Here is a 23,145-nt window from a genome sequence, read left to right as displayed (position 1 = left end):
GGAATCGGCCCTGAAATGGCGGGGAGATGTCGAAGTGCGCGGATTTTCCCTACCTGCCTGCCGGATTTGATCTGGAAGAGGAGTTGCTGGACCAGCTGAGCAACCGGCCGGGCAACCAGCGCTGCGTGGTCGGCCGCGATGAGTTGCTGTTGGTGGTCCACGAGGTGCCGAAGCCGGGGATCCCGGAGCGGGAGGCGTTGATCTTCTGGCGCCGGATGGACGAGGTGTGGACGGACTACTCGGGAGGGCGTGGGTTGAAGCGCTTGTCCGAGCTGCAGGACCGCTACTCGAAGGTCATTGACGGCCACGAGCTGGAGGTCGAGACCTCGGAGACGGCGGAGGAGGTGTTCTCGCTGGCCCGGGCAACGGGGCCGCTGGCGCGGGCGGCGCGGAACCAGGCGATGGCGATCGAGCAGGCGCTGGCGCAGGACGAGGACAACCGCGAGCTGAGGTCGATCCGCGACCGGGCGCGGGAAATCGAGCGGGCGGCGGAGCAGCTCTCGCACGATGCGAAGCTGAACATGGATTACTGGATGGCGGAACGCAGCGAGGAGCAGCAGGAATCGACGGAGCGGCTGAACAAGATCGCCTTCCGGCTGAACCTGCTGGCGGGGTTCTTCCTGCCACTGGTGGCGCTGGCGGGCCTGTTCGGGATGAACGTGCGGCTGCCGGGTTTCGTCGACGGGTGGTTCTGGGTGATTTTCGTGGGCGGGCTGATTGTGGGCGGCGGGCTGGTGTGGCTGGTGAGCCACAAGACCGGGGCGGATTCATGACCGGCTTGTGGATTCTCCTGGGCGGCATCGCCTTGGCGGCGCTCATTGCCTGGCATCATGCGGGCCGGGTGGCACGGAAGCGCCGCGCGCTGAGGTCGCTGCGCCTGGATCCGCGCCAGCGCGCGGTGGTCGAGGAGATGTTCCCGCTATGGGGCGATATCCCGGAGGAAATCCGGATGGAGACGGAGGGCTGGATGCAGGTGTTCCTGGCGGAGAAGTCCTTCGAGCCCTGCGGTGGCCTGGGAGTGGTGACGGAGGAAATGCGCCTGGCGATCGCGGCACCGGCATGCCTGCTGATCTCGAGGCGGCCGCAGGATTACTACGAGAAGCTTCGTAGCATCCTGGTGTATCCCGACGCCTACACGGCAAAGGGCGAGCGCGGCGGCGAGGACGTCCGGCTGGGGGAGTCATGGGGAACCGGCAGCGTGGTGCTGGCGTGGCAGAGCGTGAAGCAGGGCGACCTGAATCCGGAGGATGGCCTGAACGTGGTGCTGCATGAATTCGCCCACCAGCTGGACCAGGAAGACGGCTCGGCGGACGGGGTGCCGGAGTTCGAGGAGGTGGAGGACTACGGGCGCTGGTCGGCGGCATTCCAACCGGCGTACGAGGCGTTTTGCGAGCGGGTGGGAGCGGGCAAACGCAGCGTGCTGGACGACTATGGTGCCACCAATCCGGCGGAGTTTTTCGCGGTGGCGACGGAGACCTTCTTCGAGCGCGCGAAGGGGCTGAAGCGGGAGGAGCCGGAGGTGTTCGCGGAACTGGTGAAGTTCTACGGGATGGATCCGGCGCAGTGGGGCTGATTCCGGGAGTGACCGCAGGTAAATCACTTGGACGGTGGCTTCACCTTGCGAGATCCGGATCAAAGGTAACTTGCCGGCCGGGATTCGGGGGAGTTATGCATCTGGAGGATGAGAGCTTTGTTCGTGGCCTTGTTGGCCGGCTTGACCTGTCTCCCCGTCGTCGCCGGTGACGAATTGACGGATGATGCCGGATTGGGGCTCCTCGATTTGCCTGAGGGGGCAGGGGATGGCAAAGAGGAAAGGGCGATGTGGAAAGAGTGGGTCGACGCATTCGCGAAGGCGGAAGAAATCGCGTTCGTCTGTCCCAGAAGCGCATCCGGGGTCACCAGCTACGTGGTGAACGATCCCAAGGTGCTGAAGTCGATTTCAGCGGAGGTCGGGGAATGCCTGGATGCCAGTGAAAGGGAAGAGTGGGAAGGGTGGATGGAAATGCGCATCAAAGGCTTCAGCCCGAAGATGAAAGGCGGCTCGCTATGGGTCAGCACCGACGAACGGCCGCAGCCCGGGGGATTCACCGGTCAGATGTTCGTGCTTGAGTATGGGAATGGGGGAAGCGCCACGATTGGCATCGAGAAGGGGAAGAAACTGCCGGTGTTGAGCGGCGCGATCTGCGCTGCCGGGCGGGCGTTCGGGATGCGCTTGTTCGAGAGCAAGGTGCCGAAGTCGGGGGACTGATTTCTCGTGAACACATTTCTCCGGTGATTCCTTTGGGCTGCGCTAAAGGTGGCGGGCGATTCTCATGGGGAGACGGGCTGCCAGGGGTCGCAACTTGAAAAGTTGCGCTACTTCGCGAAAGCGGTCAGAAATCCGGGGCCGACATGATCATTTCGCCGAAAATCCGAGGATTCATTTGCACGACCGCCCATCCGGAAGGATGCGCCGCCCACGTTCAGGAACAGATCGACTACGTGAAGTCGAAGCCCGCGCTGGAGAACGCCCCGAAGCGGGTGCTGGTGGTGGGATCGTCGACCGGCTACGGCCTGGCCTCGCGGATCGTGCCGGCTTTCGGCGGCGGGGCCTCGACGATCGGCGTGTTCTTTGAAAAGGAAGGTGCGGAGAAGAAAACCGGCTCGGCGGGTTGGTACAATTCCGCGGCCTTCGAGGAAGCGGCGAAGAAGGAAGGCCTCTACGCGAAGAGCTTCAACGGCGACGCCTTCTCCAACGAGATGAAGTCGCAGGTGATCGAGACCATCAAGGCGGATCTCGGCCAGGTCGACATGGTGATCTACAGCCTGGCTTCGCCGCGGCGGACCGATCCCGAAACCGGGGAAGTTTTCAAGTCGGTGCTCAAGCCGACCGGTGAAACCTACACCAACAAGAACCTCAACACCGACAAGAAGGAGATCGAAACGGTCACCATCGAGCCCGCGACCGGGGACGAGATCGCCCAGACCGTCAAGGTGATGGGCGGCGAGGATTGGAAGCTGTGGATCGATGCCATGCAGGCGGCCGGCGTGCTCGCGGACGGCTTCAAGACGGTGGCTTATTCCTACATCGGGCCGGAGCTGACCTGGGCGATCTACACCGACGGCACCATCGGCCGGGCCAAGCTGCACCTCGAGCAGACCGCCAAGGACCTGAACGCCGAGTTCGGCGACGGCACCGCGGTGGTGTCGGTGAACAAGGCGCTGGTGACCCAGGCCAGTTCGGCGATCCCGGTCGTGCCGCTCTACATTTCGATCCTCTACAAGATCATGAAGGCGAAGGGTCTGCACGAGGGTTGCATCGAGCAGATCCACCGCCTGTTCACCGAGCACTACCTCGCGGACGGCGGACCCAAGCTCGACGAGAAGGGCCGGATCCGGATCGACGACTGGGAGATGCGCCCGGAGGTGCAGGCCGAGATCGACGGGATCTGGGACAAGGTGACCACGGAGACGATCGACGAGTTGTCGGACTTCGCCGGCTACCAGAAGGAGTTCTACCGCTTGTTCGGGTTCGGCCTGGACGGCGTCGATTACGCGGCCGAGACCGATCCGGTGCGTCCGGTGCCAAGCATCGGCTGATTCCCCGTTTCCGATCATGGAGCAGTGGTACTACGGATCGGAGGCCGGCCAGCATGGTCCGGTGGATGAGGACGAGCTGCGCGCCATGATCCTGTCGGGCGGGGTGGGGGCCCGGACCCTGGTATGGCGGGAAGGAATGGTCGATTGGCGGCCGATCCAATCCGTCCCGGAGCTCAGCGGGCAGCTTTCCCCCTATGCCGCCCCTTCGTCGGCAGTTCCCGGCTATTATCCGCCGGCGGGGATCCCCAGCAGCGGCTTGGCCGTGGCCAGCCTGGTGTGCGGGATCCTGTCGATGGTCACCTTCTGCATGTATGGCGGGATCATCGGAATCCCGGCGGTGATCTGCGGTCATCTGGCGCTGAGCCAGATCAAGAGTTCCGCCGTGCCGATGGCGGGCCGGGGGATGGCGATCGCGGGCTTGGTCACCGGATACCTGGGTCTGCTGGTGCTGGCGTCGATGATCACCATTATCTTGATTGTCTACCTGCAGTCGGTGCATCAGAGTCCCTGAAACGGACGTCATGAACTGGTATTACGCGAAGAACGGAAGTCAGCAGGGCCCTGTCCCGATGGAGGACATGAAGGGCCGCATTTCGAGGGGCGAACTCTTGCCCACCGACCTCGCATGGTGCGAGGGCATGGCGGACTGGTTGCCGATCAGCGAGATCGAGCAGTTGAAGATCGCTCCTGCGGTGGCGGAAACCGCGGAGTCAGCCGACGAGCGTCCGGCCCAGTCGCCCTACGTTTCACCGGCCGCCCCGGCTTCGCCGGTGCCGGCAGCGGCTTATCCGGGCCAGCCGCCGTCGCAGGGCTTGGCCCTCGGCTCGATGATCTGCGGGATTCTTTCGCTGGTGGGATGTTGCGTTTGGTTTGTCAGTGCGCCGCTGGCGCTGGTGGCCATCGTGCTGGCCGTCGTGGCTTCCGGGAAAATCAAGGCGGCGCCCCAGCAGTTTGGCGGTCAGGGAATGGCGCGGGCCGGGATGATCACGGGTGCCCTGGGGTTGATCGCGGCGGTCGTCATCGGCGGTCTGAGTATCTGGATGAGCACGCTGAGCCCCGAGGAAATGGAGGAGAAGATCATCAAGTTCATCCCCGAAGAGCAGCGCCAGGAGTTCCGCGACAAGATGGAAGAGGCGCGGAAGCAGCAGCAGCCGTAAATGACGCGAATCCGACGTCCCTGGACCTGGCTGGCCCTGGTCGGGGCGGTCGGATTCATCGTGCTGCGCTTCGCATGGCCGGCCTGGCCGTCGGTCATGCCCGCCTGCACGTTCCATGAGATGACCGGGCTCCACTGCCCGGGATGCGGCGGGACGCGTTGCGCGATCTGCTTGCTCGACGGGGACCTGGCCGGTGCCTTCGCGATGAACGCCGCGGTGACATTGATCGCGCTGGCGCTGGCGGTGGTGTTGGGACGGGCCGTCTGGCGGGAGTGGCGCGGCGGGCGGCTGGTAGTCTTCCCCGCGAAGCTCGCCTGGTTCCTGGCAGGCTTTGTGATCGCCTTCGGGTTGTTACGGAACTTGCCGTGGTGGCCGCTTACGCTCCTCGCGCCGCACTAAAGCCGTCCATCAGCTTGGCCACGTGCTTGGCGAGGAGGTCGGCCTCGAGATTCACCCGCGCCGCGGCTTTCAGGCCGGGCAGGTGGGTGGCGCGGTAGGTGTGCGGGGTGATCCAGAACCGCGCTGCGCCCGGTGAAAGTTCGGCAATGGTGAGCGAGATGCCGTCGACGCAGAGCGAACCCTTGTCGATGCAGAGGCGCTCGATTTCCGGCGGCAGGCTGATGTCCAGGACGTGGTCCTGACCGCGCGGTTCCAAGTCGACGACCTTGCCGGTGGCATCGACATGTCCCTGGACGAAGTGACCGCCGAAGCGGTCGCCGGCGCGCAGGGCGCGCTCGAGATTAACGGTCGATCCGGCGGCCAGGTCACCCAGCGAGGTGACGGCGAGGGTTTGGGCGAGAAGATCGAACGCTGCGCCGGCGGGATCGATTTCCGCGACGGTGAGGCAGCAGCCGTTGACGGCAACGGACTCGCCCATCTGCAGTTCCGCGGCAAAAGGGATCTCGAGCGAGAGCCGCGCCTGTTCCCCGAGCGGGGCCAGCGAACGTACGCGGCCGGTGGCTTCGACGAGTCCCGTGAACATGGCGCTTCAGTGGGCTTCGCCGGGATGGGCGGCCGGAGCCTCGGCGGCGGTTTCCGCCTCGAGTTCGAAGATCTTGTCGATGCCATTGTCCGGGAACAGCAGCATGCAGCAGGCGACGATGATCGTGGGAATCAGGGCGCCCGCCGCGAGTTTGCCCGGTGAAACGCCTTCGCCGAAGAAGCGGCTGAGCAGGGCCTGGCCGGCCGGGTTCGGGGCGTTGGCGATGACGGTCAGGCCACCGCCGGTGACGGCGCCGGCGAGCACGGCGTATTTCAAGTGCGCCTCCAGGTTCGGCACCTGGCTGGCGAGGAAGGTGATCGCCGCGTTGTCATTGAAAGAGGTGAGAATCGTCGAGCCGAGGAACAGCGGGATTTCCGAAAGGCTGGTGATGATCGGGGCAAGCCACCAGCCTTGCAGTCCGCCGTGGATGACCAGGCCGGCGAGGAAGAAGCCGACCAGCACCGGGCCGCGCAGGTTGATGTCGTGCTGGTGATGGGCGGTGCCTTGGGAAAAGGCGAGGAAGAACAGGAAACCGAGGATGAACATCGGCGGGTAGTGCGAGAACAGGACCGTCCACGCCATGAAACCGAGGTGGGTGAGGGTGACCCACACGGGCACCGGGCGTTCCTGGTTCTTCACGTCGCCGACGCCGTCGCCGTCATGATCGCCGGCACGGTTGCACAGCTGGGCGAGCTCCTTGCGGAAAAAGAGGTAGTAAAGGGTCGTCGAAACGAGGATGCCGATGACCGCCTTGTCTCCGAAGTGCATCAGCATTTCCGGGGTGGTGAGGCCCCACTTCGCGGCGACCATCAGGACCGGGGGCGCGGCGAAGTTCGTCAGCACGCCGCCCACCGAGATGTTCACGAAGAGCAGGCCGAGGGTGCCATAGGCGAACATCGGCGACGGCTTCAGCTTGTAGAACTTCTTCGCCAGCAGCATGGCGGAGATCGTCATCGCGCCGGGTTCGGTGATGAAGGAACCGAGCAGGGGGCCGATGATCAGGATCGAGAGCCACCAGGCGGCGGGGGTTTCCTTGCCGAAACGGGCGAAGAAGCCGAGGCAGGACTCGGCGAAGCGCAGCACCGGTCGGGTCGAGGCGAGCGCCATGATCACCACGACGAAGAGGGGCTCCGTGAAATTCACGTTCATCATGTAGCCCTTGACCGTCTCGAGGTCGTAAAAGGCGAACATGGCGCTGACGAGGGCGACCACCCAGATGCCGAAGATGGCCTCCACCTCGCCGAGGAAGTGGAGCATGGTGGCCTTGAAGGAGACCATGTCGCCGGCGTAGGTCGACTCGCCGCGGGCGGCGTTTTCCCGGCGGATGCGCGCGTCATGGTCGTGCTGGACCTTGTGCGACAGCTTGGTGATCGGGATCGCGAAGAAGGTGTGCAGGATGGCCAGCACGAAAATGATCGTGGCAACCAGCAAGAAGGGCTGCTCCTTGGCGCGGAACGAGAGCTTTTCGCCGATGCCGGTCAGCCCGGCGGCGGCTTCCTGCTGGGGGAACTCGGCCATTTTCTCGACGAACTCGGGGGACTTGAGCGCGTGGGCGTCGGCCGCCGGGGCGGAATCCGGCAGGAAAAACAGGAACAGGAGGGATACGATCAGCGGGACGAATTTCATGGCGATGCTGCGGGCGGCAGGAGTTTGTCCGAGGAGGTCGGCATCGCAAGGCAAACCGAGCGGATTGCATCCGTGGGCCGTTCCTCCTAGCGTGGCGCCATGCGAAGTGAACGATGGATCCCGATGCTGTTGGCCACCGGGCTTTTCTCGAGCTGTGCCGGGGACAAGGCGGAACAGGGCGGGCTGGAGAACAGCCCGTTCGGGCCGACCGGGATCCCGCCGGAACTGCGGGCGGGGCGCGACGAGGGCGGTGCCGCCGTGGCTCCCGGGGGCAACGTGCAGGCGGCGGCCTTGGCGAATTACAATCCCGACGAACTGGTTTGGACCGATCCGGATGATCCGGACGCCGAAATCCCCGAACTGCAGGGTTTGATGGCGGTGGCTCCGCAGCGGGGCCCGTGGCGGGAGAGTGAAAACGAGGCACTGCGCGAGTCGAAGCAGTCGGGCAAACCGGTGCTGATCTGGTTCACCGACAGCAATCGCAGCGCCGCCTGCAAGAGCCTGAGCGCGGGCCTGCTGACGACCAGTGACTTCGACGTGTGGGCTTCGGAGAACACCGTGCGGCTGATCGTCGACCAGTCGGTGAAGGGCAAGGACATCGACGACGATGCGCGCAAGAAGATCTACGTCCGCAACTTGAAAAAGAAGTACAATGCCCGGGGCTATCCGACATTGATGGTGCTGGCCCCCTCCGGTGAGGTGATCGGTCGCTACAAAGGCTATCGCAAGGGCAAGGAGGACTTCATCTTCGGCCAGGTCAAACAGGGGGTGATGCTCGCCAAGGAACGCCAGAAGGCCTGGAAGGAATCGCTGAAGCGGAAGGGCTACCGCGACTGGTCGGATGGCAAGGGGCGGACGATTTTCGCCAAGCTGGCGGCCTACAAGGACGGCGACATGATCCTGGTGGAGCCGGACGGCCAGCGCGCGAGGACCAAGGAGAAGAACGTCTCGGCCGGCGACCGGGTGTGGATCCAGCAGCAGAAGGAGCTGCGGGGTATCCAGTGAACCGCGGTTGAATGCGGAACTTCCGCTCGCCAGCGGTTGACGCGACCGTGGATCGGCCGGAATACTCCCGCGCCCCCACTCTCTGTACAAATCATGGAAAACGTCATCATCATCGGCACCGGCTGTGCCGGATATACCTCCGCCATCTACACCGCCCGCGCCAATCTCGAGCCGCTGATGCTCACCGGCACCCAGCCGGGCGGTCAGCTCACGACGACCACCGAGGTCGAGAACTTCCCGGGTTTCCCTGAAGGCGTGATGGGACCGGAGCTGATGATGAACATGCAGAAGCAGGCGGAGAAATTCGGCGCCCGCATCGAGTATGCGAACGTCGAGGCGGTCGAGAAGCGGGACGACGGTTCCTTTCTCGTGAAGACCTCGGCGGGTGAACACGAAGCCCGGACCGTGATCATCGCGACCGGTGCCGCTCCGAAGCACCTGGGGCTGCCAAACGAGAAGGACCTGATCGGCCGTGGCCTGACCTCCTGCGCGACCTGCGACGGGGCGTTTTACCGCGACGTGCCGGTGGCGGTGATCGGTGGCGGCGACAGTGCCTGCGAGGAAGCAACCTTCCTGACCCGCTTCGCGAGCAAGGTGTACCTGATCCACCGCCGCGACGAATTGCGTGCGTCGAAGATCATGGCGGAGCGGGCGCTGGAGAACCCGAAGATCGAGCCGGTCTGGAATTCGACCGTGACCGAGTACCTCACCGACGAAGCCGGCGAAGTCCGGGCCGTGACCTTGAAGAACCTCCAGGACGGGGGAGAAAAGGAACTCGAACTCAAGTGCGTGTTCGTCGCGATCGGACACGTGCCCAACAGCGCCTTCCTCGGTGATCTCGTCGACAAGGACGAGAACGGCTACATCCTGCAAAATCCCGGCCGCACCTCGACAAAGACCGAGGGTCTTTTCGCCGCGGGTGATGTGGCGGACCATTACTACCGCCAGGCTGTCACGGCCGCGGGCCAGGGATGTGCCGCCGCCCTCGAGGCGGAGCGATATCTCGCTGAACACGAATAAGGACCGGTCGACGGCCCCGGATTCGGAGCTGGACTGGATTGGTGTGGAAGTTATCTTGCCGCCCCATGTCGTTGAAATCCTATGCTGTCGCGATTGGCCTGCTGCTTGCAGGTCAAGCTGTTGTGACGGCGCAGGATGGATACTTCGACTGGGCGGAAGCCAACGGCCTGTTGGGGGTTTTCGCCGATCCGGATGCTGATCTCGACACGGATGGGATCACCAATCTGATGGCTTATGCCTTCGATCTCGCGCCGATGAACGACGCGGGGGCATGGGAAAAGCTGCCCTCGCTCGCCTTCATCGGTGATCCGCCCGAACCGGTGATGGTGTTCGTCCTCCCGCCGGAAATTCCCCGCGATGTCTCCTATGTGGTCGAGGTCGTGACGGATTCCGGCAGCCGGGTGGAGATCGCCCGCAAGAATGGCCGCGGGGCCTGGCGCGGAGCCGGTGAAATTTCGCGCCGCCGACTGGATGACGGATGCACCGAGGTGAGCGTCCAGATCCCTCTGGACATGGAAGTTCCGGATGGCCGGCGCCCGCTGCGCCTGCGGGTCGAGTTCCTTCCTTGAAGCCCCTCAGCCGAGAAGCGCGCGGTCTTCCCGCGTGAGTTCCCGCCAGGTGCCGGGCGACAAGCCGTCGAGTGGAAGCTTGCCAATGGCCACGCGGATGAGGCGCAGGGTGGGGTGACCCACGGCCGCGGTCATGCGTCGGACTTGCCGGTTCTTGCCTTCCGTGAGGGTCAGCTCGATCCAACAGTCGGGGACGGACTTGCGGAACCGCACCGGGGGATCGCGGGGCGGATAGTCGGGTTGAGGGTCGAGCCGGTGCGCCAGGCATGGCAGCGTGCGGTGGCCCTTCAGCGGGATGCCGCCGCGCACCAGCTGCGCCAGCGAATCGTCCGCGGGCAGGCCTTCGACCTGGGCGTGATAGGTGCGGGGATGGCCGCGGTTTGGTTCCAGCAGGCGGGCCACCTGACGGGGTTCGTTGCCGAGCAGAAGAAGGCCCTCCGAGTCCTGGTCGAGTCTGCCGATCGGGAACACCTCCTTGGGGAAGCCGAAGGCGGCGAGGGTCTGCTGACCGGGATGATCCGGGGTGAACTGGCTGAGCACGCCGTAGGGCTTGTGGAAGGCGATCAGCATGGGACCGCGGGGATTGAATTGAATGGCCCCGCCGACCACAAGGACCGACGGGGCCATCTTTTCCCCCCCCAGGGAAATCTTTGTTTGCGTGGCTTCCCGGCCGGGATTCCTGCCGCAAACTTGTGAATGTAATGCCACGAACCGGGTCGGCCAACAATGCGTGTTGATACTTACGGGTCTATACGTATGCTCAGCACCTGTTCCCACTCCCTCCGTGATGCTTGGAAAGCCTTATTTCGACTTGGCCCGCGCCATTTACCGGGCGTCGGGTTTCGATGACCTCGTCGACCTGCTCGTGGCAAAGCTGCCGCACTTGATCGGGGCGGATGAAGCGGTGGTTTTGACCTACTCTCCGATGCGCGGGGCGATCGCGGTGACGAACCACGGCCCGCGTGCCCGCTTGCTTTCGGAACGGATCGACGTGCTGAACCGCTTGCTGCCCAAGAGTCCGGTGACGCAGAAGGTCGACTTCGCGAACCCCGGCGACCTCGGTTTTGCGATGAGCGACCACGTCTCGCCGGAGGATTACAAGAACAGCGAATTCGCGCGCGGCGTGTTCGGTGACCAGGCGGCGAATGACGTTCTTTTCGGACTGATGGTCAACGGCAAGCGACGGACGGCCTTCCTGAATTGCTACATGTCTGCCGGGACGTTCGGTTATCAGGCGCGCGAGCGCTTCGATGCAATCCTGCTGACCGCGCGAGGCGTGTTAGACCGGATGGAGGCCCACGGCCTTGAACTCGCGGTGCGGCAGCGGGTGTTTGCCAACAGCGCGGAGTCGGCGCTGGCGATTTTCATCTTGAACCTCAAGTCGGAGCTTTGCCCGTTGAATCACGCCGCGGTCCGACTGGCCGAGAATTGGTGGGAGCCCGACGAGGCGGTCCGCCAGCTCACTCCGAAGCGGGTTGCCGAACTCGACGACGAACTGGACGACGCCTGGGAGAATCCGGTGGCCGGTGTTTGGAAGGACATCCGTCTCGATCTCGGCGGCGGTCAGATGACGGTCCATGCCTTTCCGAAGTTGAGCGGCGAGGTGATCCTGATGTTCGCGGTGGATGGAGAGGGCGGCAGCGAGGAGGCCATGGCCATCCTGACCAAACGCCAGCGCGAGATCATGGATTGGATCGCAGAGGGGAAAACCAGCGCCGAGGCGGCGATCATCCTCGGCATCAGCCCGCGCACGGTGGAGAAGCACCTCGAGGCGGTGTTCCAGCGGCTCGGGGTCGAGAACCGGATCGCGGCGATGCGCCGCTACCTCGACCTCAAGCGCGGGGTGTGAGTCGCGCCGTTCAGGCGTAGCCGAGCCATGGTCCCAGCCACCTCTCGGCTTCGCCGGTGCTGATTCCCTTGCGGCGGGCGTAGTCCTCGAGCTGGTCCTTCTGGATCTCCGAGATTGCGAAGTAGTGGCTTTCAGGGTGGCTGAAATAGAGGCCGCTGACGGCCGCTCCCGGATGCATGGCGCAGCTTTCGGTCAGGGTCACGCCGCTTGCCTCGGATGCTTGTAGTAGATCGAAGAGGATCGGCTTCTCGGTGTGGTCCGGCTGGGCGGGGTAGCCGGGGGCGGGGCGGATGCCACGGTAAAGTTCCTTGATCAGTTCGTTGGCGCCGAACTCGTTCGGCCGCTCGTAACCCCAGGCGACGCGTGCGCGGTGATGCAGGAGTTCGGCGAAGGCTTCCGCAAGGCGGTCGGCGATCGCCTTGGCCATGATCGAGTTGTACGGGTCGTGGGCTTGCTCCAGCTCCGCCGCCCATTCGTCGGCGCCGTGGATGCCGACCACGAAGCCGCCGATGTAATCTTTCCCCGCACCGCGCGGCGCAATGTAGTCGGACAGCGCCTCGTTCGGCTTGCCGGACTCCTTCTTGATCTGTTGGCGCAGGGTGTGGAAGCGGGTGCGTTCCCGGGTCCGGTCCTCGTTCTCCCAAACGACGATGTCATCGCCGTCGGCATTGGCCGGGAAGAATCCGTAGATGCCGCGGGCGGTGAAGCGCTTCTCGGCGATGATCTTTTCCAACAGGTTGACGGCGTCGGCATGCAGCTTGGCCGCTTCCTTGGCGCCTTCCTCGTTGCGGGTCTTGAGCACTCCGGTCTCGCGGTCCCAGACCCCGCGCAGCTCCCAGGCGTGGAAGAAGGGCGTCCAGTCGATGTAGTCGACCAGCTCGCGCAGCGACTGGTTGGGGATCGCGCGGGTGCCGGTGAATTCGGGCACCGGCGGGGTGTAGCCGGTCCAGTCGGTCTGCCGGCCCAGCGCGCGCGCTTCGGCGATGCCGATGGTTTCCTTCTTCGGTCCCCCGGTGAAGGCTTCGCGGGCCTTGCGGTGCTTCTCGTCGTTCTCGGCGATGAACTTCTCCCTCTGGTCCGGCGACAGCAGGGCGGTGGTGACGGGAACCGACCGCGAGGCATCGAGCACGTGGACAACCGGGCCGGAATAGTACCCGGCGATCTTGACCGCGGTGTGGGTCGCGGAGGTGGTCGCTCCGCCGATCAGCAAGGGCACGGTGAAACCCGCCTTTTCCATCTCCTTGGCGACATGGATCATTTCGTCGAGCGACGGGGTGATCAGGCCGGAGAGGCCGATCACGTCGGCGCCGATCTCGCGGGCCTTGGCAAGGATCTTGTCGCACGAGACCATGACGCCCATGTCGGTGACTTCGAAGCCGTTGCAGGCGAGCACCACGCCGACGATGTTCTTGCCGATGTCGTGAACGTCGCCCTTCACCGTGGCGATCAGGAAGCGGCCGGCCGACCGGCGGCGGCCGGCGATCTCGATGGCTTCATCGCGGGTCAGGCCCGGCTTTTCGGCGAGGATTTCCTCGATGTCGGCGGCGAGGTATTCGGCCTTCTCCTCCTCCATGAAGGGGGTGAGCCAGGCGACGGATTTCTTCATCACCCGGGCGCTCTTGACGACCTGCGGGAGGAACATCTTGCCGGCGCCGAAGAGGTCGCCGACGACGCCCATGCCATCCATCAGCGGTCCTTCGATGACCTTGAGCGGGCGGCCGTACTTGAGGCGGGCTTCCTCGGTGTCCTCGTCGATGAACTTGTCGATGCCCTTGAGCAGCGAGTGCTCGAGCCGCTTCTCGACGGACTCCGCGCGCCAGCTCAGGTCCTCCTCGAGCTTCTTGCCGTCCTGTCCCTTGAACTGTTCGGCGAAGTCGAGCAGCCGCTCGGTGGCGTCGGGCCTGCGGTTGAGCAGCACGTCCTCGACATGGTCCAGCAGGTCCTTCGGGATCTCGTCGTAGACCTCGAGCATGCCGGCGTTGACGATGCCCATGTCCATGCCCGCCATGGTGGCGTGGTAGAGGAAGGCCGAGTGCATCGCCTCGCGCACGACGTTGTTGCCGCGGAAGGAGAAGGAAATGTTGGAGACCCCGCCGGAGACCTTGGCGTGGGGGAGGTGGGTCTTGATCCAGCGCGTGGCGTTGATGAAGTCGAGGGCGTAGTTGTCGTGTTCCTCGATGCCGGTGGCGACGGTGAGGATGTTCGGATCGAAGATGATGTCCTCGGGAGGAAAGCCGACCTTGTCCACCAGCACCCGGTAGGCGCGCTCGCAGATGCGGATCTTCTCGTCGTAGGTGGCGGCCTGGCCGTTCTCGTCGAAGGCCATCACGACCGCTGCCGCGCCGTAGCGGCGGATGTGGCGGGCCCGCTCGATGAAGGCTTCCTCGCCTTCCTTGAGCGAGATCGAGTTCACGATGCCCTTGCCCTGGAGATACTTGAGGCCTTCCTCGATGATCTCCCACTTCGAGGAGTCGACCATGATCGGGACCTTGGCGATCTCGGGCTCGCTCTGCACCAGCTGGAGGAAGCGGGCCATCATCGCCTTGCCGTCGATCAGGCCGTCGTCGAAGCAGATGTCGATGACGTTGGCCCCGCTTTCGACCTGTTGGCGGGCGACCTCGAGCGCCTCGTCGAGTTTGCCCTCCCGCACCAGCTTCGCGAAACGCGGGGAGCCGGCGACGTTGGTGCGCTCGCCGATCATCAGGAAGTTCTTGTCCGGCGTGTGGTTGTAGGCTTCGGAGCCGGACAGGCGGAGGACGCGGGGAATGGTGGACATGGGATGAAGTAAGGAACGAACCGCGGAGGTTCGGATGTCGCGGAGAGAAGCGCGGAGGGGCTGTGTAAATTTACCGGAAGAGAAAACCAGGCGGCGAGGGGAGAGCAGATGAAGGAAAAGAAAAAGGATTGGGATGAAACAGCACGATGACGTCGGTCCCTTTGGCTCTGCGCTAGCCTCCGCGACCTCCGAGTCTCCGCGGTTCGTTCAATTTTCCACGATCGGAACTTCCCGCGGTGCGACTCCTTTCACGGCTTCAGCGATCGCGGCGATGTGGTCGGGCGTGTTGCCGCAGCAGCCGCCGGCGAGGTTCAGGAGCCCGTCGCTGGCGAATTCCTTCATGAAGGCGTTCATGTGCGGCGGCTCGAGGTCGAAGCCGGTCGGGGCGAGGGGGTTCGGCAGGCCGGCGTTCGGGTAGCAGGAAATGTGGCTGGCCGCGACCTTGGCGAGCTCCTCGAGGTGCGGCTTCATCAGGTCGGGACCGAGCGAGCAGTTCAGCCCGACCGCGAGCGGATCGACGTGGGCGACGGCGTTCCACAGAGCCTCGACCTTCTGCGCGGAGATCATGGTTTCACCGCCCCGGCCAACGGCCGCGCTGACGATGATCGGCAGCTTGACCCGGTCGGCCTCGAAGACCTCCTGGATCGCCACCAGGGCGGCCTTGGCATTGAGCGCGTCGAAAATGGTTTCGACCATCAGGATGTCGCAGCCTCCTTCGATCAGCGCACGGACCTGGCGGCTGTAGTCTTCCTTGACCTGATCGAAGGTCACGGTGCGGAAGCCGGCATCGTTGGCGTCGGGAGAGTTGCTGAGCGACACGGTGAGCGGTCCGATCGCGCCGGCGACGTAGCGCTTGATGCCGGTGTCGCTGCCGACGTTGTCCGCCCAAGTGCGGCACAGCTTCGAGGACTCGACATTGAGTTCCCATGCCAGGTCGCGGAGCTCGGCGCTGTCGATGATCTTCTGGAAGAACTCGGGATCCTTGATGCCGCCGTGCTCGCGCGGGTCATCGACGAAGAACTCGCTCTGGGCGATCGACGTGGCGGAAAAGGTGTTGGTTTCGCAGATGTCGGAGCCCGCTTCGTAGAAGCGCTTGTGGATGTCGCCAATGACGTCGGGGCGGGTGATCGAAAGGATGTCGCCGTTGTTCAGCAGGTCCTTTTTCGAGCCGGCGAAGCGCGGGCCGCGGGCGTCCTTTTCCGCCAATCCGTAAGTGCGGATGGTGGTGCCCATCGCGCCGTCGAGCACGAGAATGCGCTGGCGGAGGGCTTGCTGGAGTTCAGCGGTGGGATCGGGTCGCGGCATGCCCGGAGGCTAGGGCCGGCGGAGGCGATCGCAAGCGTCAAATCGTCGTATCAGGATACGATGATGGGTCTTTTGCCGGGTCACGGCTTCGGCAGGGCGTTGGCAGTGTAGAAGGCGATGTTGTTCTGGAGCGGTGATCCGCCGGTCGAGTCGCACTTCCGGGTTTCAATCCGGTAGACGCGGCCGGCGGCGAGGCCCTCGACCTGGAGGGTGACGGACTTGTCACCGGCTGCAGCGACGGTGACGGCGTGGTCCTTCTTGTCCTCGGGGTCGCTGCCGTAGGTCCAGCGCGGCTGGTAGGTGAAGGAGGAAACCTTCCAGCGCTTGGGGTCCTTCATTTCGGCGGGGATGCCGTCGGTGTAGCTGACCTTGAAGCCGCCCGGGGTGATCGTCACGCGGTCGATGTCGAAGGGGGTGGGGCCGAGGAAGGTGATGCGCTGCAGTCCTTCGGCGGGGATGCCCCAGCCGCGGACGGTCTGGCCGATGTAGAGCTGCTTCCCGTCTGCGGTGAAGCGGGCGCGGTGGTTGCCGGAGCGCAGGCCGCGGCCGTCGATGAAATGGGTGCAGGCACCTTGCCAGGTGTCACCGACCTTCTCGAGCATGATGCGGGTGAGCCGCTCGCCGTTGTTGTCGGGCAGCAGCATCTGGCCGGCGAAGTGGTTGCCGGCGGGGAATTCCATCGGCTCCCCGGCGGAGCGGTTCATTTCCATGTGCGGGATCTCGACCGCGGCGGGCGTCCGGTCCCGGTTGTACTCGTCGAGGTGTTCGCGGTAGTAGGCGAGGGGGTCCTTGCTCTTGGTGAAGGCGGGGTCCCACACCAAACTACTGGGATGGCCGTAGAACTTCCCCTTCTCGACATGGTAGAGCGGGGTCGCGGCCTTCCAGTCGCCCTGGTTGTCGCCGCACCAGAGTTCGCCCTGCGGGTCGCGGTAGATGCCGTTGTGCATGCGGAAACCGGATGCCCAGGGGGTGACGTTGCCGTCCTTGTCGGCGTGCAGGACCCAGCCCTTCCACTTGACCGACGAGTAGTTGCGTCCGCGGCGGCCGGCGTCGGAGAAGGTGCCGAGGGTATGGAAGAAGGTCGGGCCGGCGTGCGAGGCGGTGCCGACGGCGAGGAAGTAGCCGCCTGCACCGTCGCGGGTGAGCGAGTTGGTTTCGTGGTAGTTGCCGCTGAGCCCCCAGCCGGAGGCGAAGCGGGTGTAGCGGTCGGCGGTGCCATCGCCGTCGCTGTCCTCGGCCTCGGTCATCTCGGCCATCTGGGTGACGCGGATCTTTGTCGGCGAGAGCACGTCGATGCCGCAGCCGTTGTGGAAGCCGGTGGCGAAGAGATGCCAGTCGAACCCGGCCGGGTCGGCGGCGGGCTTGGCCCGGAACACGTCGCCGCGGCGCAGCACCACGAAGAGGGTGCCGTCGTCGGCGAAATCGATCGCGCCGACTTCGGCGGGGGAACCGGCGGGGAGCTTGATGTCCTCGATCTTGTAGCAGTCGGCGAACTTGACCCCGGCAAAAAGCGGCGTCGCGAGGGCGCCGAAGAGTAGGAAAGTGGTCTTCATGGACAAAGGGTCGGTTACTCGGGGCTGCCAAGGGTTTCGATGTAGAGGACCAGCGAGTCGTATTCGACATCCGGCAGCCCGAACGGCGGCATGTAGTTCGGCGGGTAGCCTTTGACGATCTTGGCATTGGGCGCCTTGATCGATTCGAGGAGATAGGCGCGGTCGGCGGTTACCGCGGTGGCGAGGCCCTCGATCTCGACCGGGTGCCCGGCGAGGCCGCCCAGCGAGGGACCGTGGCTGGCGGAGCCGTCGGTGCTATGGCAGGCCGCACAGCCGTATTGGTTGAAGAGCTTCTCTCCGACCTCGGCGCTCGCCTTGGCGATGTTGTTGACGCGCTTGTAGCCCTGGAACTTCCCAAGCTGGCTGCCGGTCACGGTGAAGGTAACCGACCCCTTGCCGGCGGCTCCGTCGATCCCGTGGTAGGCGAGCGCGGTGTTTTCACCTCCGGTGAGGGTGGCGGCAAACGACAGCGGTTGGTCCGACGGTTTCAGGGTGAAAGTGAAGTGTTGCTCGCCGACCCGGTATTCGAAGACGGGGACGCCTTTCTCCAGGTGATAGCCGGTGAAAACGCGCGGGCCGAGGTCGGTGATGCTCTTGCCCCCGATTTCGACCGGGTGCTTGCCGGAAGCCTGCCAGAACAAGGTCCCGGAGAGCCGCGGGATGTAGTCGAAGGAAATGCGCGAGCCCTTGTCCGGTTCGCCCCAGTAGGGGGTCATGTCGAGGAATCCGCCCTGCCAGGCGTAGAGCAGGCGGCATTCGGTGGTGTCGAAAACGTAGGAAAGCGCCGGTCCGAAATTGACCGCGATGGCACCGGCGATCCCGGCGACCGGCTGGATCTCGCCCTTTACGTCTTGGCCGATCCCCGGGTTGTACTTCGCGACCGGGCGTCCACGGTCGTGCTGGGGAAAGACGGCGTCGTCGATGCCGGGGTCGGGGACGTAGGTGCGCAGGACCAGCGGGCGGTCGAGCGTTCCCATCGGCTGGTTGTTGAAGGTCAGGGGCGGCTCCGCGGCGTCGAGCTGCAGGCCGAGGGTGAGAAGGATCAGGGTTTTCCTCATGAAGTCGTGCAGAGAAGACGTGGCAGGCTGTCATTTCCTGTCGTGATTGGCACCTACCCAATCGGGGAAGCCGGGTCCGGACGGATTTCTCCCTTGGCCGCCCGGACCGGATGGATGACGGTGGGGCAGGGATGCGCGGCTCCGGAGAGCGATGGAAATTGGATGAGCTGATCGACTTCGAAGTCGCGCTGGCGGCTTGGGATGGCGAATCGCGGCCGGATGACCTGTCCGGTTCCGGGACCAGGAGCGGGGTTTTCAAGGCGTGGCTGGCGAAAGGGCAGGAAGCGGGGCCGGGCAAGTCGTGGGTGTCGGCGCTGAACTGGGCGGGACGCATCCTGGCGTGGGTCGCCCTGTTGGGCGGCCTGGGGGCGGCCTGGGGTTGCCTGGACCGGCATCTGGAAGGAGTGCACGTGGTGGTGTTCCTGACGGCCTGCCTGTTCATTCCCTGGCTGGTCCTGGTGGTGGGCGTGACCGCATGGCTGTTCCGGCCCGACAAGGCGGGGCTTGCCGGCGCGTTCTTGAAGAGGCTGGCGACCCGGCTTTCGGGCGAGAAGGGCCGGCAGGTGCTGGCGCGGATCGAAGGGAATCCGGAGCTGGTGAAGGCGCTGGGCTGGCGGATCGCGGCCAAAACCCAGGGCGCCGCGGCGGATTTCCATGTCGGGGCGGTGGTCGGGTTGTGGGCGATGGTGTTCTTCCGCAAGGTCGGGTTCTTCTGGGAGTCGACGACGCAACTGGCGATGGAGCGCAGCCTGGACGGGCTGGTGAGGGTGTTGTCCTTCCCGTGGTCCTGGCGCTTTCCGCAGTTCCTTCCCGACGTCGGGTCCACCCGACGCGGGAGCGATTGGGACGGGGGTGGCCAAGGCTGGGTGATGTTCCTTATCCTGACCCTGGCGATCTGGGGCATCTTGCCGCGTTTGCTGCTGGCCGGGTTTGCGCGGTTCCAAGAGCGGCGGACGCTGAAGTCACCCGAGTTCCAGTCGCCGGGGCACCGCCGGTTGTGGCGGGTGTTGACCGGGGTGCGCCGCGGCGGCGAACCACAGGGACCCGCCGACGGGGCGCTGGTGATCGATCTCGGCGGGATCTCCCCGGACCGGGAGGCGCTGCGGCCGTATTTCCTGCATCACCTGCGGATGAACCCGGTGTCGTGGGAAACGCTCAACGTGCTCGATGCCGGACGCGAGGCGGCAGCGAAGGCCGCGCTGGAGAAGGCGCCGGCGGGGGTGATTCTGCTGGCCGAGGGCTGGTCGCTCGCGCCGCGGCGGATGGAAGAGACGCTCAAACGAGTGCTCGACGCGGCCGGCGGCCGGCGCATCGTTCTCCACGTGGCGGATTTCGATCAGCAAGGGCGGGCGAAGACGGTGAACGCCGCCGAGCGCGCGGCTTGGGAAACATTCATCGACTCGCAAAAGGGACACGACGTGGACCTCAGCATTCACGAGGAGGACCGGACATGGGCAACTGGCTGAGTGGTGACATCCCGGCCTTTGCGGTTGTGGGACGGGTCAATGCCGGCAAGACCGCCACCCTGGCGACCCTGCTGGAGATCGACGACGACGAGTTGCTGCGGATCAGCGGGACGCCGGGCGAGACCACGGGCGTGCAGGTGCTGCCGGTGCGCTACGACGACGAGGAACTGCTGCGCTTCCTCGATACCCCGGGTTTCCAACAGCCGGTCGAGGCAATGCGGGAGATCCAGCGGCTCGCGGGCAGCGGGGTGCCGGGGCCTGCCGAGATCGCCCGGTTCACCCGCGAATCCCGCGAGCGCTTCCCGGACGAGGCTCGCTTGTTAGAACCGCTGGTCGAAGGGGCGGGGGTGATCTACGTGGTGGACCCCTGCAAGCCCCTGCGCGATTCCTTCTTGGCGGAGATCGAGATCCTGCGCTGGACCGGCCGGCCGCGGCTGGCCTTGCTCAACCCGCAGTCGGAGGCCGATGCCGGATTGGAAAAGGAGTGGCGCGACCGCCTCGGCACCGCCTTCAACCTGGTGCGGACTTTCGACGCCCACGAGGCCCGCTTCGACGAACGCAAGCGGCTGTTGGAGGCCTTGCTGCAGATCGAGGAGAGCCATGCGGGGCAGATCGAGCGGGTGATCGAGGCGATGGCCCGCGAGATGGACGGCCGCCGCGAGGAAGCCGCCGAAGCGATCCTGGATTTCCTCGAGAAGTCCCTGATCTTGCGGGTCAGCGAACCGGTCGATCTCCGTGATCGCGGGGTGCCGGCGCGGATCGAGCGCAAGCAGTCGGATCTGGCCGCGCGCTACTTCAAGAAGCTGGTCGACCTGGAGAAGCGCTGCTTGAAGCGGCTGCTGGTGATCTACCGGCATCACCTGATCGAGCCGGACATCGACCCGGCCCATCATGCCGGCCTCAACCTGGCGATGGCAGAGACCTGGCAGAAGTGGGGGCTGAGCCGGATGCAGCTCACCGCGGCGGGTGCAGTGGCCGGCGGTGCGGCGGGCGCCGTCTTCGACCTCGGGGTTGGCGTCCACAGCCTGGGTGCCGGCACCGTGATCGGGGCGATCGGCGGAGGGACGGCGGCCTTTTTCAAAGGCGGCTCGCTGCCGGAGTTGCGGATCGTCGGCGGACTCGGCCGCGTCCGGGGTGACGGCCAGGCGATGGTCGCGGGGCCGCCGGAAAGCCCGAATTTCCCATGGGTGCTCTTGGACTCGATGTTGATCCGCCATGCCGGCATCCTCGACCGCGCCCACGGCCGGCGCGACCGAGCGGTGCTCGAGGTGGGGATGGAGGACCGCCATGTCCGGGATTTCCCGTCGGCGCGCCGGACCCTGTTCCAGAAGTGGTTCAGCAGTTGCCTCAAGGGCTCGCCTGATCGCGGCAAGGAGCCGGAGGTGTTCGCGGAGCTGGTGGAGTCACTGCGGGAAGTCGAGCAACGCTAAGCGGTCCGGCGGCCTTGCGGAGGGGCGGAGCGCGTGCTAACCCTCCGGCACATGGGAACGGCGGACCGAGACTACTTTCGCGACGAGGAGCGTCGCTACACGCAGATGGATCGTCAGACGGTCCCGCCGGTGACCAAGTTCCTGCTGATCTCCAACCTGGTGATCTACTTCGTGGACATGCTGTTCCTGAAGTACACCATCACCAACTGGGGTGCGTTCACGATCGAGTCCGGCCTCATGCAAGGGAGGATCTGGGAATTGATCACCTTCCAGTTCCTGCATGGCAGCCCCGGGCACGTGATCCTGAATTGTGTCGGCATCTATGTGTTCGGTCCCTTTGTGGAGCGCTGGTGGGGCAGCCGGAAGTTCACCGCCTTCTATCTGGCCTGCGGCGTCGCCGGTGCCTTGTTCTTCACCTTGCTGACCGTCACCGGAATCCTTCCCCACCGCGGGGATTATCCGGCGATCCAGAACCCCCTGGTCGGCGCATCGGCGGGCATCTACGGGATGCTGGTCTGCGTCGCGGTGATGGCACCGAAAACAATGGTGCGCCTCTTGATCCCGCCGATCTCCATGACGATGCGGACGCTCTGCATCGCGGTGATCGGCATCGCGGTGGCGGTGATCCTCGGCGACATCCTGTTAGGAGGGAGCTGGTTCGAGAACAGCGGCGGTGAAGCCGGTCACCTGGGCGGCGCGATCCTCGGCTACTTCCTGTCCAAGCACCCGCAGCTGCTCGGCAGCAACAGGGAAAGGAAGATCATCCGACCCGCCGAGTTCAAACGTCGTGGCGCGCCGAAGCTCCGCCCGCGGACCGAGGTCGATGTGGCAGGGGACAGCGAGGTGGACCGGATCCTCGACAAGATCGCCCACGACGGGCTGCAGAGCCTGTCCGATGAAGAACGTGAAACCCTCCAGCGGGCAGCCAAGGCCTTCGACGAAAAATGAATGACGCCGAGATGATCGATTGTCCCGAGCCGGGACGGCAGCTGGAGCGCCTGCGCGCCATCATGCACCGGTTGCGAGCGCCCGGAGGCTGTCCCTGGGACGCGGAGCAGACCCACGAGAGCCTGGTGTCGAACTTGATCGAGGAGGCATACGAAACCGTCGATGCGATCCAGAGCGGTGATGTCGGTCATCTGAAGGAGGAGCTGGGAGACCTGTTGCTGCAGGTGGTTTTTCACAGCGAACTGGCGCAGGAGACGGGGCGGTTCGATCTCGACGAGGTGGCGCGCGGGATTTCCGACAAGCTGGTGCGGCGTCACCCGCACGTGTTCGCCAGGGCGTCGGCCGATTCGAGCGACGCGGTGTTGCGCCAATGGGACGAGATCAAGCGCGGGGAGAAGGGCACGGAGGACCGGCCCTATCTTCACGGAACGGGCAAGGGACTGCCGGCCCTGCTGAGGGCGAACAAGCTGCAAAAGAAGGCCGCCAAGGTCGGCTTCGACTGGCCGACCCAGTCCGGGGTGCTCGCCAAGATCCGCGAGGAGGTGCAGGAAGTCGAGGCGGCCGTCGATGCCCAGGATCTGAAGGCGGTCGACGAGGAGCTGGGCGATTTGCTGTTTTCCGTGGTCAACCTCGCCCGGTTCCGGAGTCTGGATCCCGAAGTCATGATGGCGGCGGCCAACGACAAGTTCGAGCGGCGCTTCGACGAGATGGAGCGGCGTTTGAAGGAAGCCGGGATTTCCCTGGAGCAGGCGACCGCGAGCCAGATGGACGACGCGTGGGAGGCGGCAAAGCGGAACTTGGTCTGAGCGAGCAAGATTGACG

20 protein-coding genes and 1 pseudogene are annotated in these 23,145 nt (G+C 65.0%); 15 read left to right on the top strand and 6 right to left on the bottom strand.

Annotation, left to right across the window (positions count from 1 at the left end; translation table 11 throughout):
* Positions 1-26: 26 nt before the first annotated feature.
* The 7 genes from IG178_RS07510 to IG178_RS07480 all read left to right on the top strand — a co-directional run bounded on the left by IG178_RS07510 (position 27) and on the right by IG178_RS07480 (position 5,135).
* Positions 27-773, top strand: a complete 747-nt coding sequence (locus tag IG178_RS07510; RefSeq protein WP_193211918.1) for a CorA family divalent cation transporter — start codon at positions 27-29, stop codon at positions 771-773.
* Positions 770-1,573, top strand: a complete 804-nt coding sequence (locus tag IG178_RS07505) for a M90 family metallopeptidase (RefSeq protein ID WP_226895091.1) — start codon at positions 770-772, stop codon at positions 1,571-1,573. Before IG178_RS07510 ends, IG178_RS07505 begins: the two co-directional genes overlap by 4 nt.
* Before the next feature lie 108 nt (positions 1,574-1,681).
* A complete protein-coding gene (locus IG178_RS07500) occupies positions 1,682-2,248 on the top strand; it encodes a hypothetical protein (protein WP_193211916.1) in 567 nt (188 codons plus the stop codon).
* A gap of 143 nt (positions 2,249-2,391) precedes the next feature.
* Positions 2,392-3,579: an enoyl-ACP reductase FabV gene (fabV, locus tag IG178_RS07495; RefSeq protein ID WP_193211915.1), complete on the top strand. Its 1,188-nt coding sequence runs from the start codon at positions 2,392-2,394 to the stop codon at positions 3,577-3,579.
* Positions 3,580-3,595: 16 nt separating this feature from the next.
* Complete coding sequence (locus IG178_RS07490) at positions 3,596-4,090, top strand: GYF domain-containing protein (RefSeq protein ID WP_193211914.1); 495 nt, start codon at positions 3,596-3,598, stop codon at positions 4,088-4,090.
* A 10-nt stretch (positions 4,091-4,100) separates the two neighbouring features.
* Complete coding sequence (locus IG178_RS07485; RefSeq protein WP_193211913.1) at positions 4,101-4,736, top strand: GYF domain-containing protein; 636 nt, start codon at positions 4,101-4,103, stop codon at positions 4,734-4,736.
* Complete coding sequence (locus tag IG178_RS07480) at positions 4,737-5,135, top strand: DUF2752 domain-containing protein (protein WP_193211912.1); 399 nt, start codon at positions 4,737-4,739, stop codon at positions 5,133-5,135.
* Here the strand turns inward: IG178_RS07480 and IG178_RS07475 are convergent.
* Together IG178_RS07475 and IG178_RS07470 are read right to left on the bottom strand one after the other, a co-directional pair.
* Positions 5,113-5,718, bottom strand: a complete 606-nt coding sequence (locus IG178_RS07475; RefSeq protein ID WP_193211911.1) for a riboflavin synthase — start codon at positions 5,716-5,718, stop codon at positions 5,113-5,115. The genes IG178_RS07480 and IG178_RS07475 overlap by 23 nt on opposite strands.
* A gap of 6 nt (positions 5,719-5,724) precedes the next feature.
* Positions 5,725-7,344 (bottom strand): putative Na+/H+ antiporter, encoded by a 1,620-nt coding sequence (locus IG178_RS07470; protein ID WP_193211910.1) that lies wholly within the window; start codon positions 7,342-7,344, stop codon positions 5,725-5,727.
* Positions 7,345-7,443: 99 nt separating this feature from the next.
* On the opposite strand from IG178_RS07470, the gene IG178_RS07465 reads away from it, so the two are divergent.
* The 3 genes from IG178_RS07465 to IG178_RS07455 all read left to right on the top strand — a co-directional run bounded on the left by IG178_RS07465 (position 7,444) and on the right by IG178_RS07455 (position 9,938).
* Complete coding sequence (locus IG178_RS07465) at positions 7,444-8,349, top strand: thioredoxin family protein (RefSeq protein ID WP_193211909.1); 906 nt, start codon at positions 7,444-7,446, stop codon at positions 8,347-8,349.
* 93 nt (positions 8,350-8,442) lie between these two features.
* On the top strand, positions 8,443-9,369 hold the full coding sequence (trxB, locus tag IG178_RS07460) for a thioredoxin-disulfide reductase (protein ID WP_193211908.1): 927 nt from the start codon (positions 8,443-8,445) through the stop codon (positions 9,367-9,369).
* Positions 9,370-9,434: 65 nt separating this feature from the next.
* Positions 9,435-9,938, top strand: a complete 504-nt coding sequence (locus tag IG178_RS07455; RefSeq protein WP_193211907.1) for a hypothetical protein — start codon at positions 9,435-9,437, stop codon at positions 9,936-9,938.
* 6 nt (positions 9,939-9,944) lie between these two features.
* On the opposite strand, the gene IG178_RS07450 is transcribed toward IG178_RS07455, so the two are convergent.
* Complete coding sequence (locus tag IG178_RS07450; RefSeq protein WP_193211906.1) at positions 9,945-10,508, bottom strand: pseudouridine synthase; 564 nt, start codon at positions 10,506-10,508, stop codon at positions 9,945-9,947.
* Positions 10,509-10,725: 217 nt separating this feature from the next.
* Here IG178_RS07450 and IG178_RS07445 point away from each other — a divergent pair, with 217 nt between their 5' ends.
* Positions 10,726-11,787, top strand: a complete 1,062-nt coding sequence (locus IG178_RS07445; protein WP_226895107.1) for a response regulator transcription factor — start codon at positions 10,726-10,728, stop codon at positions 11,785-11,787.
* A gap of 10 nt (positions 11,788-11,797) precedes the next feature.
* Here IG178_RS07445 and metH read toward each other — a convergent pair.
* The 3 genes and pseudogenes from metH to IG178_RS07425 form a co-directional block, all read right to left on the bottom strand.
* Positions 11,798-15,868: pseudogene (gene metH, locus IG178_RS07440) on the bottom strand (methionine synthase).
* Between the two features lie 80 nt (positions 15,869-15,948).
* The gene (locus IG178_RS07430) at positions 15,949-17,421 is read right to left on the bottom strand and encodes a PQQ-dependent sugar dehydrogenase family protein (RefSeq protein ID WP_193211903.1); all 1,473 of its coding nucleotides are present in this window, start codon (positions 17,419-17,421) and stop codon (positions 15,949-15,951) included.
* A 14-nt stretch (positions 17,422-17,435) separates the two neighbouring features.
* Positions 17,436-18,479: a c-type cytochrome gene (locus tag IG178_RS07425; RefSeq protein ID WP_193211902.1), complete on the bottom strand. Its 1,044-nt coding sequence runs from the start codon at positions 18,477-18,479 to the stop codon at positions 17,436-17,438.
* Positions 18,480-18,610: 131 nt separating this feature from the next.
* Here IG178_RS07425 and IG178_RS07420 point away from each other — a divergent pair, with 131 nt between their 5' ends.
* Genes IG178_RS07420 through mazG form a run of 4 tightly spaced genes read left to right on the top strand, consistent with a single transcriptional unit; the run spans position 18,611 to position 23,129 of the window.
* Entirely contained in the window at positions 18,611-19,945 is a 1,335-nt protein-coding gene (locus tag IG178_RS07420) for a DUF2868 domain-containing protein (RefSeq protein WP_193211901.1), read from the top strand.
* Positions 19,930-21,375, top strand: coding sequence for a GTPase/DUF3482 domain-containing protein (locus IG178_RS07415; protein ID WP_193211900.1), 1,446 nt, complete (start codon positions 19,930-19,932; stop codon positions 21,373-21,375). Before IG178_RS07420 ends, IG178_RS07415 begins: the two co-directional genes overlap by 16 nt.
* A 51-nt stretch (positions 21,376-21,426) precedes the next feature.
* The gene (locus IG178_RS07410) at positions 21,427-22,323 is read left to right on the top strand and encodes a rhomboid family intramembrane serine protease (RefSeq protein WP_193211899.1); all 897 of its coding nucleotides are present in this window, start codon (positions 21,427-21,429) and stop codon (positions 22,321-22,323) included.
* Positions 22,320-23,129: a nucleoside triphosphate pyrophosphohydrolase gene (gene mazG, locus IG178_RS07405; RefSeq protein WP_193211898.1), complete on the top strand. Its 810-nt coding sequence runs from the start codon at positions 22,320-22,322 to the stop codon at positions 23,127-23,129. The genes IG178_RS07410 and mazG overlap by 4 nt, the downstream gene beginning before the upstream one ends.
* Positions 23,130-23,145 lie beyond the last annotated feature (16 nt).

Origin of the sequence: Neoluteolibacter marinus (assembly GCF_014904755.1) — a bacterium.
Classification (GTDB): Bacteria; Verrucomicrobiota; Verrucomicrobiia; order Verrucomicrobiales; family Akkermansiaceae; genus Haloferula; species Haloferula marina.
This window is presented reverse-complemented; position numbering and strand designations above follow the sequence as displayed.

Bases quoted from the DNA above. Each gene is read 5' to 3' on its own strand.
- IG178_RS07510 (WP_193211918.1), top strand. From the start codon at position 27: ATGTCGAAGTGCGCGGATTTTCCCTACCTGCCTGCCGGATTTGATCTG.
- IG178_RS07505 (WP_226895091.1), top strand. From the start codon at position 770: ATGACCGGCTTGTGGATTCTCCTGGGCGGCATCGCCTTGGCGGCGCTC.
- IG178_RS07500 (WP_193211916.1), top strand. From the start codon at position 1,682: ATGAGAGCTTTGTTCGTGGCCTTGTTGGCCGGCTTGACCTGTCTCCCC.
- fabV (WP_193211915.1), top strand. From the start codon at position 2,392: ATGATCATTTCGCCGAAAATCCGAGGATTCATTTGCACGACCGCCCAT.
- IG178_RS07490 (WP_193211914.1), top strand. From the start codon at position 3,596: ATGGAGCAGTGGTACTACGGATCGGAGGCCGGCCAGCATGGTCCGGTG.
- IG178_RS07485 (WP_193211913.1), top strand. From the start codon at position 4,101: ATGAACTGGTATTACGCGAAGAACGGAAGTCAGCAGGGCCCTGTCCCG.
- IG178_RS07480 (WP_193211912.1), top strand. From the start codon at position 4,737: ATGACGCGAATCCGACGTCCCTGGACCTGGCTGGCCCTGGTCGGGGCG.
- IG178_RS07475 (WP_193211911.1), bottom strand. From the start codon at position 5,718: ATGTTCACGGGACTCGTCGAAGCCACCGGCCGCGTACGTTCGCTGGCC.
- IG178_RS07470 (WP_193211910.1), bottom strand. From the start codon at position 7,344: ATGAAATTCGTCCCGCTGATCGTATCCCTCCTGTTCCTGTTTTTCCTG.
- IG178_RS07465 (WP_193211909.1), top strand. From the start codon at position 7,444: ATGCGAAGTGAACGATGGATCCCGATGCTGTTGGCCACCGGGCTTTTC.
- trxB (WP_193211908.1), top strand. From the start codon at position 8,443: ATGGAAAACGTCATCATCATCGGCACCGGCTGTGCCGGATATACCTCC.
- IG178_RS07455 (WP_193211907.1), top strand. From the start codon at position 9,435: ATGTCGTTGAAATCCTATGCTGTCGCGATTGGCCTGCTGCTTGCAGGT.
- IG178_RS07450 (WP_193211906.1), bottom strand. From the start codon at position 10,508: ATGCTGATCGCCTTCCACAAGCCCTACGGCGTGCTCAGCCAGTTCACC.
- IG178_RS07445 (WP_226895107.1), top strand. From the start codon at position 10,726: ATGCTTGGAAAGCCTTATTTCGACTTGGCCCGCGCCATTTACCGGGCG.
- IG178_RS07430 (WP_193211903.1), bottom strand. From the start codon at position 17,421: ATGAAGACCACTTTCCTACTCTTCGGCGCCCTCGCGACGCCGCTTTTT.
- IG178_RS07425 (WP_193211902.1), bottom strand. From the start codon at position 18,479: ATGAGGAAAACCCTGATCCTTCTCACCCTCGGCCTGCAGCTCGACGCC.
- IG178_RS07420 (WP_193211901.1), top strand. From the start codon at position 18,611: ATGCGCGGCTCCGGAGAGCGATGGAAATTGGATGAGCTGATCGACTTC.
- IG178_RS07415 (WP_193211900.1), top strand. From the start codon at position 19,930: ATGGGCAACTGGCTGAGTGGTGACATCCCGGCCTTTGCGGTTGTGGGA.
- IG178_RS07410 (WP_193211899.1), top strand. From the start codon at position 21,427: ATGGGAACGGCGGACCGAGACTACTTTCGCGACGAGGAGCGTCGCTAC.
- mazG (WP_193211898.1), top strand. From the start codon at position 22,320: ATGAATGACGCCGAGATGATCGATTGTCCCGAGCCGGGACGGCAGCTG.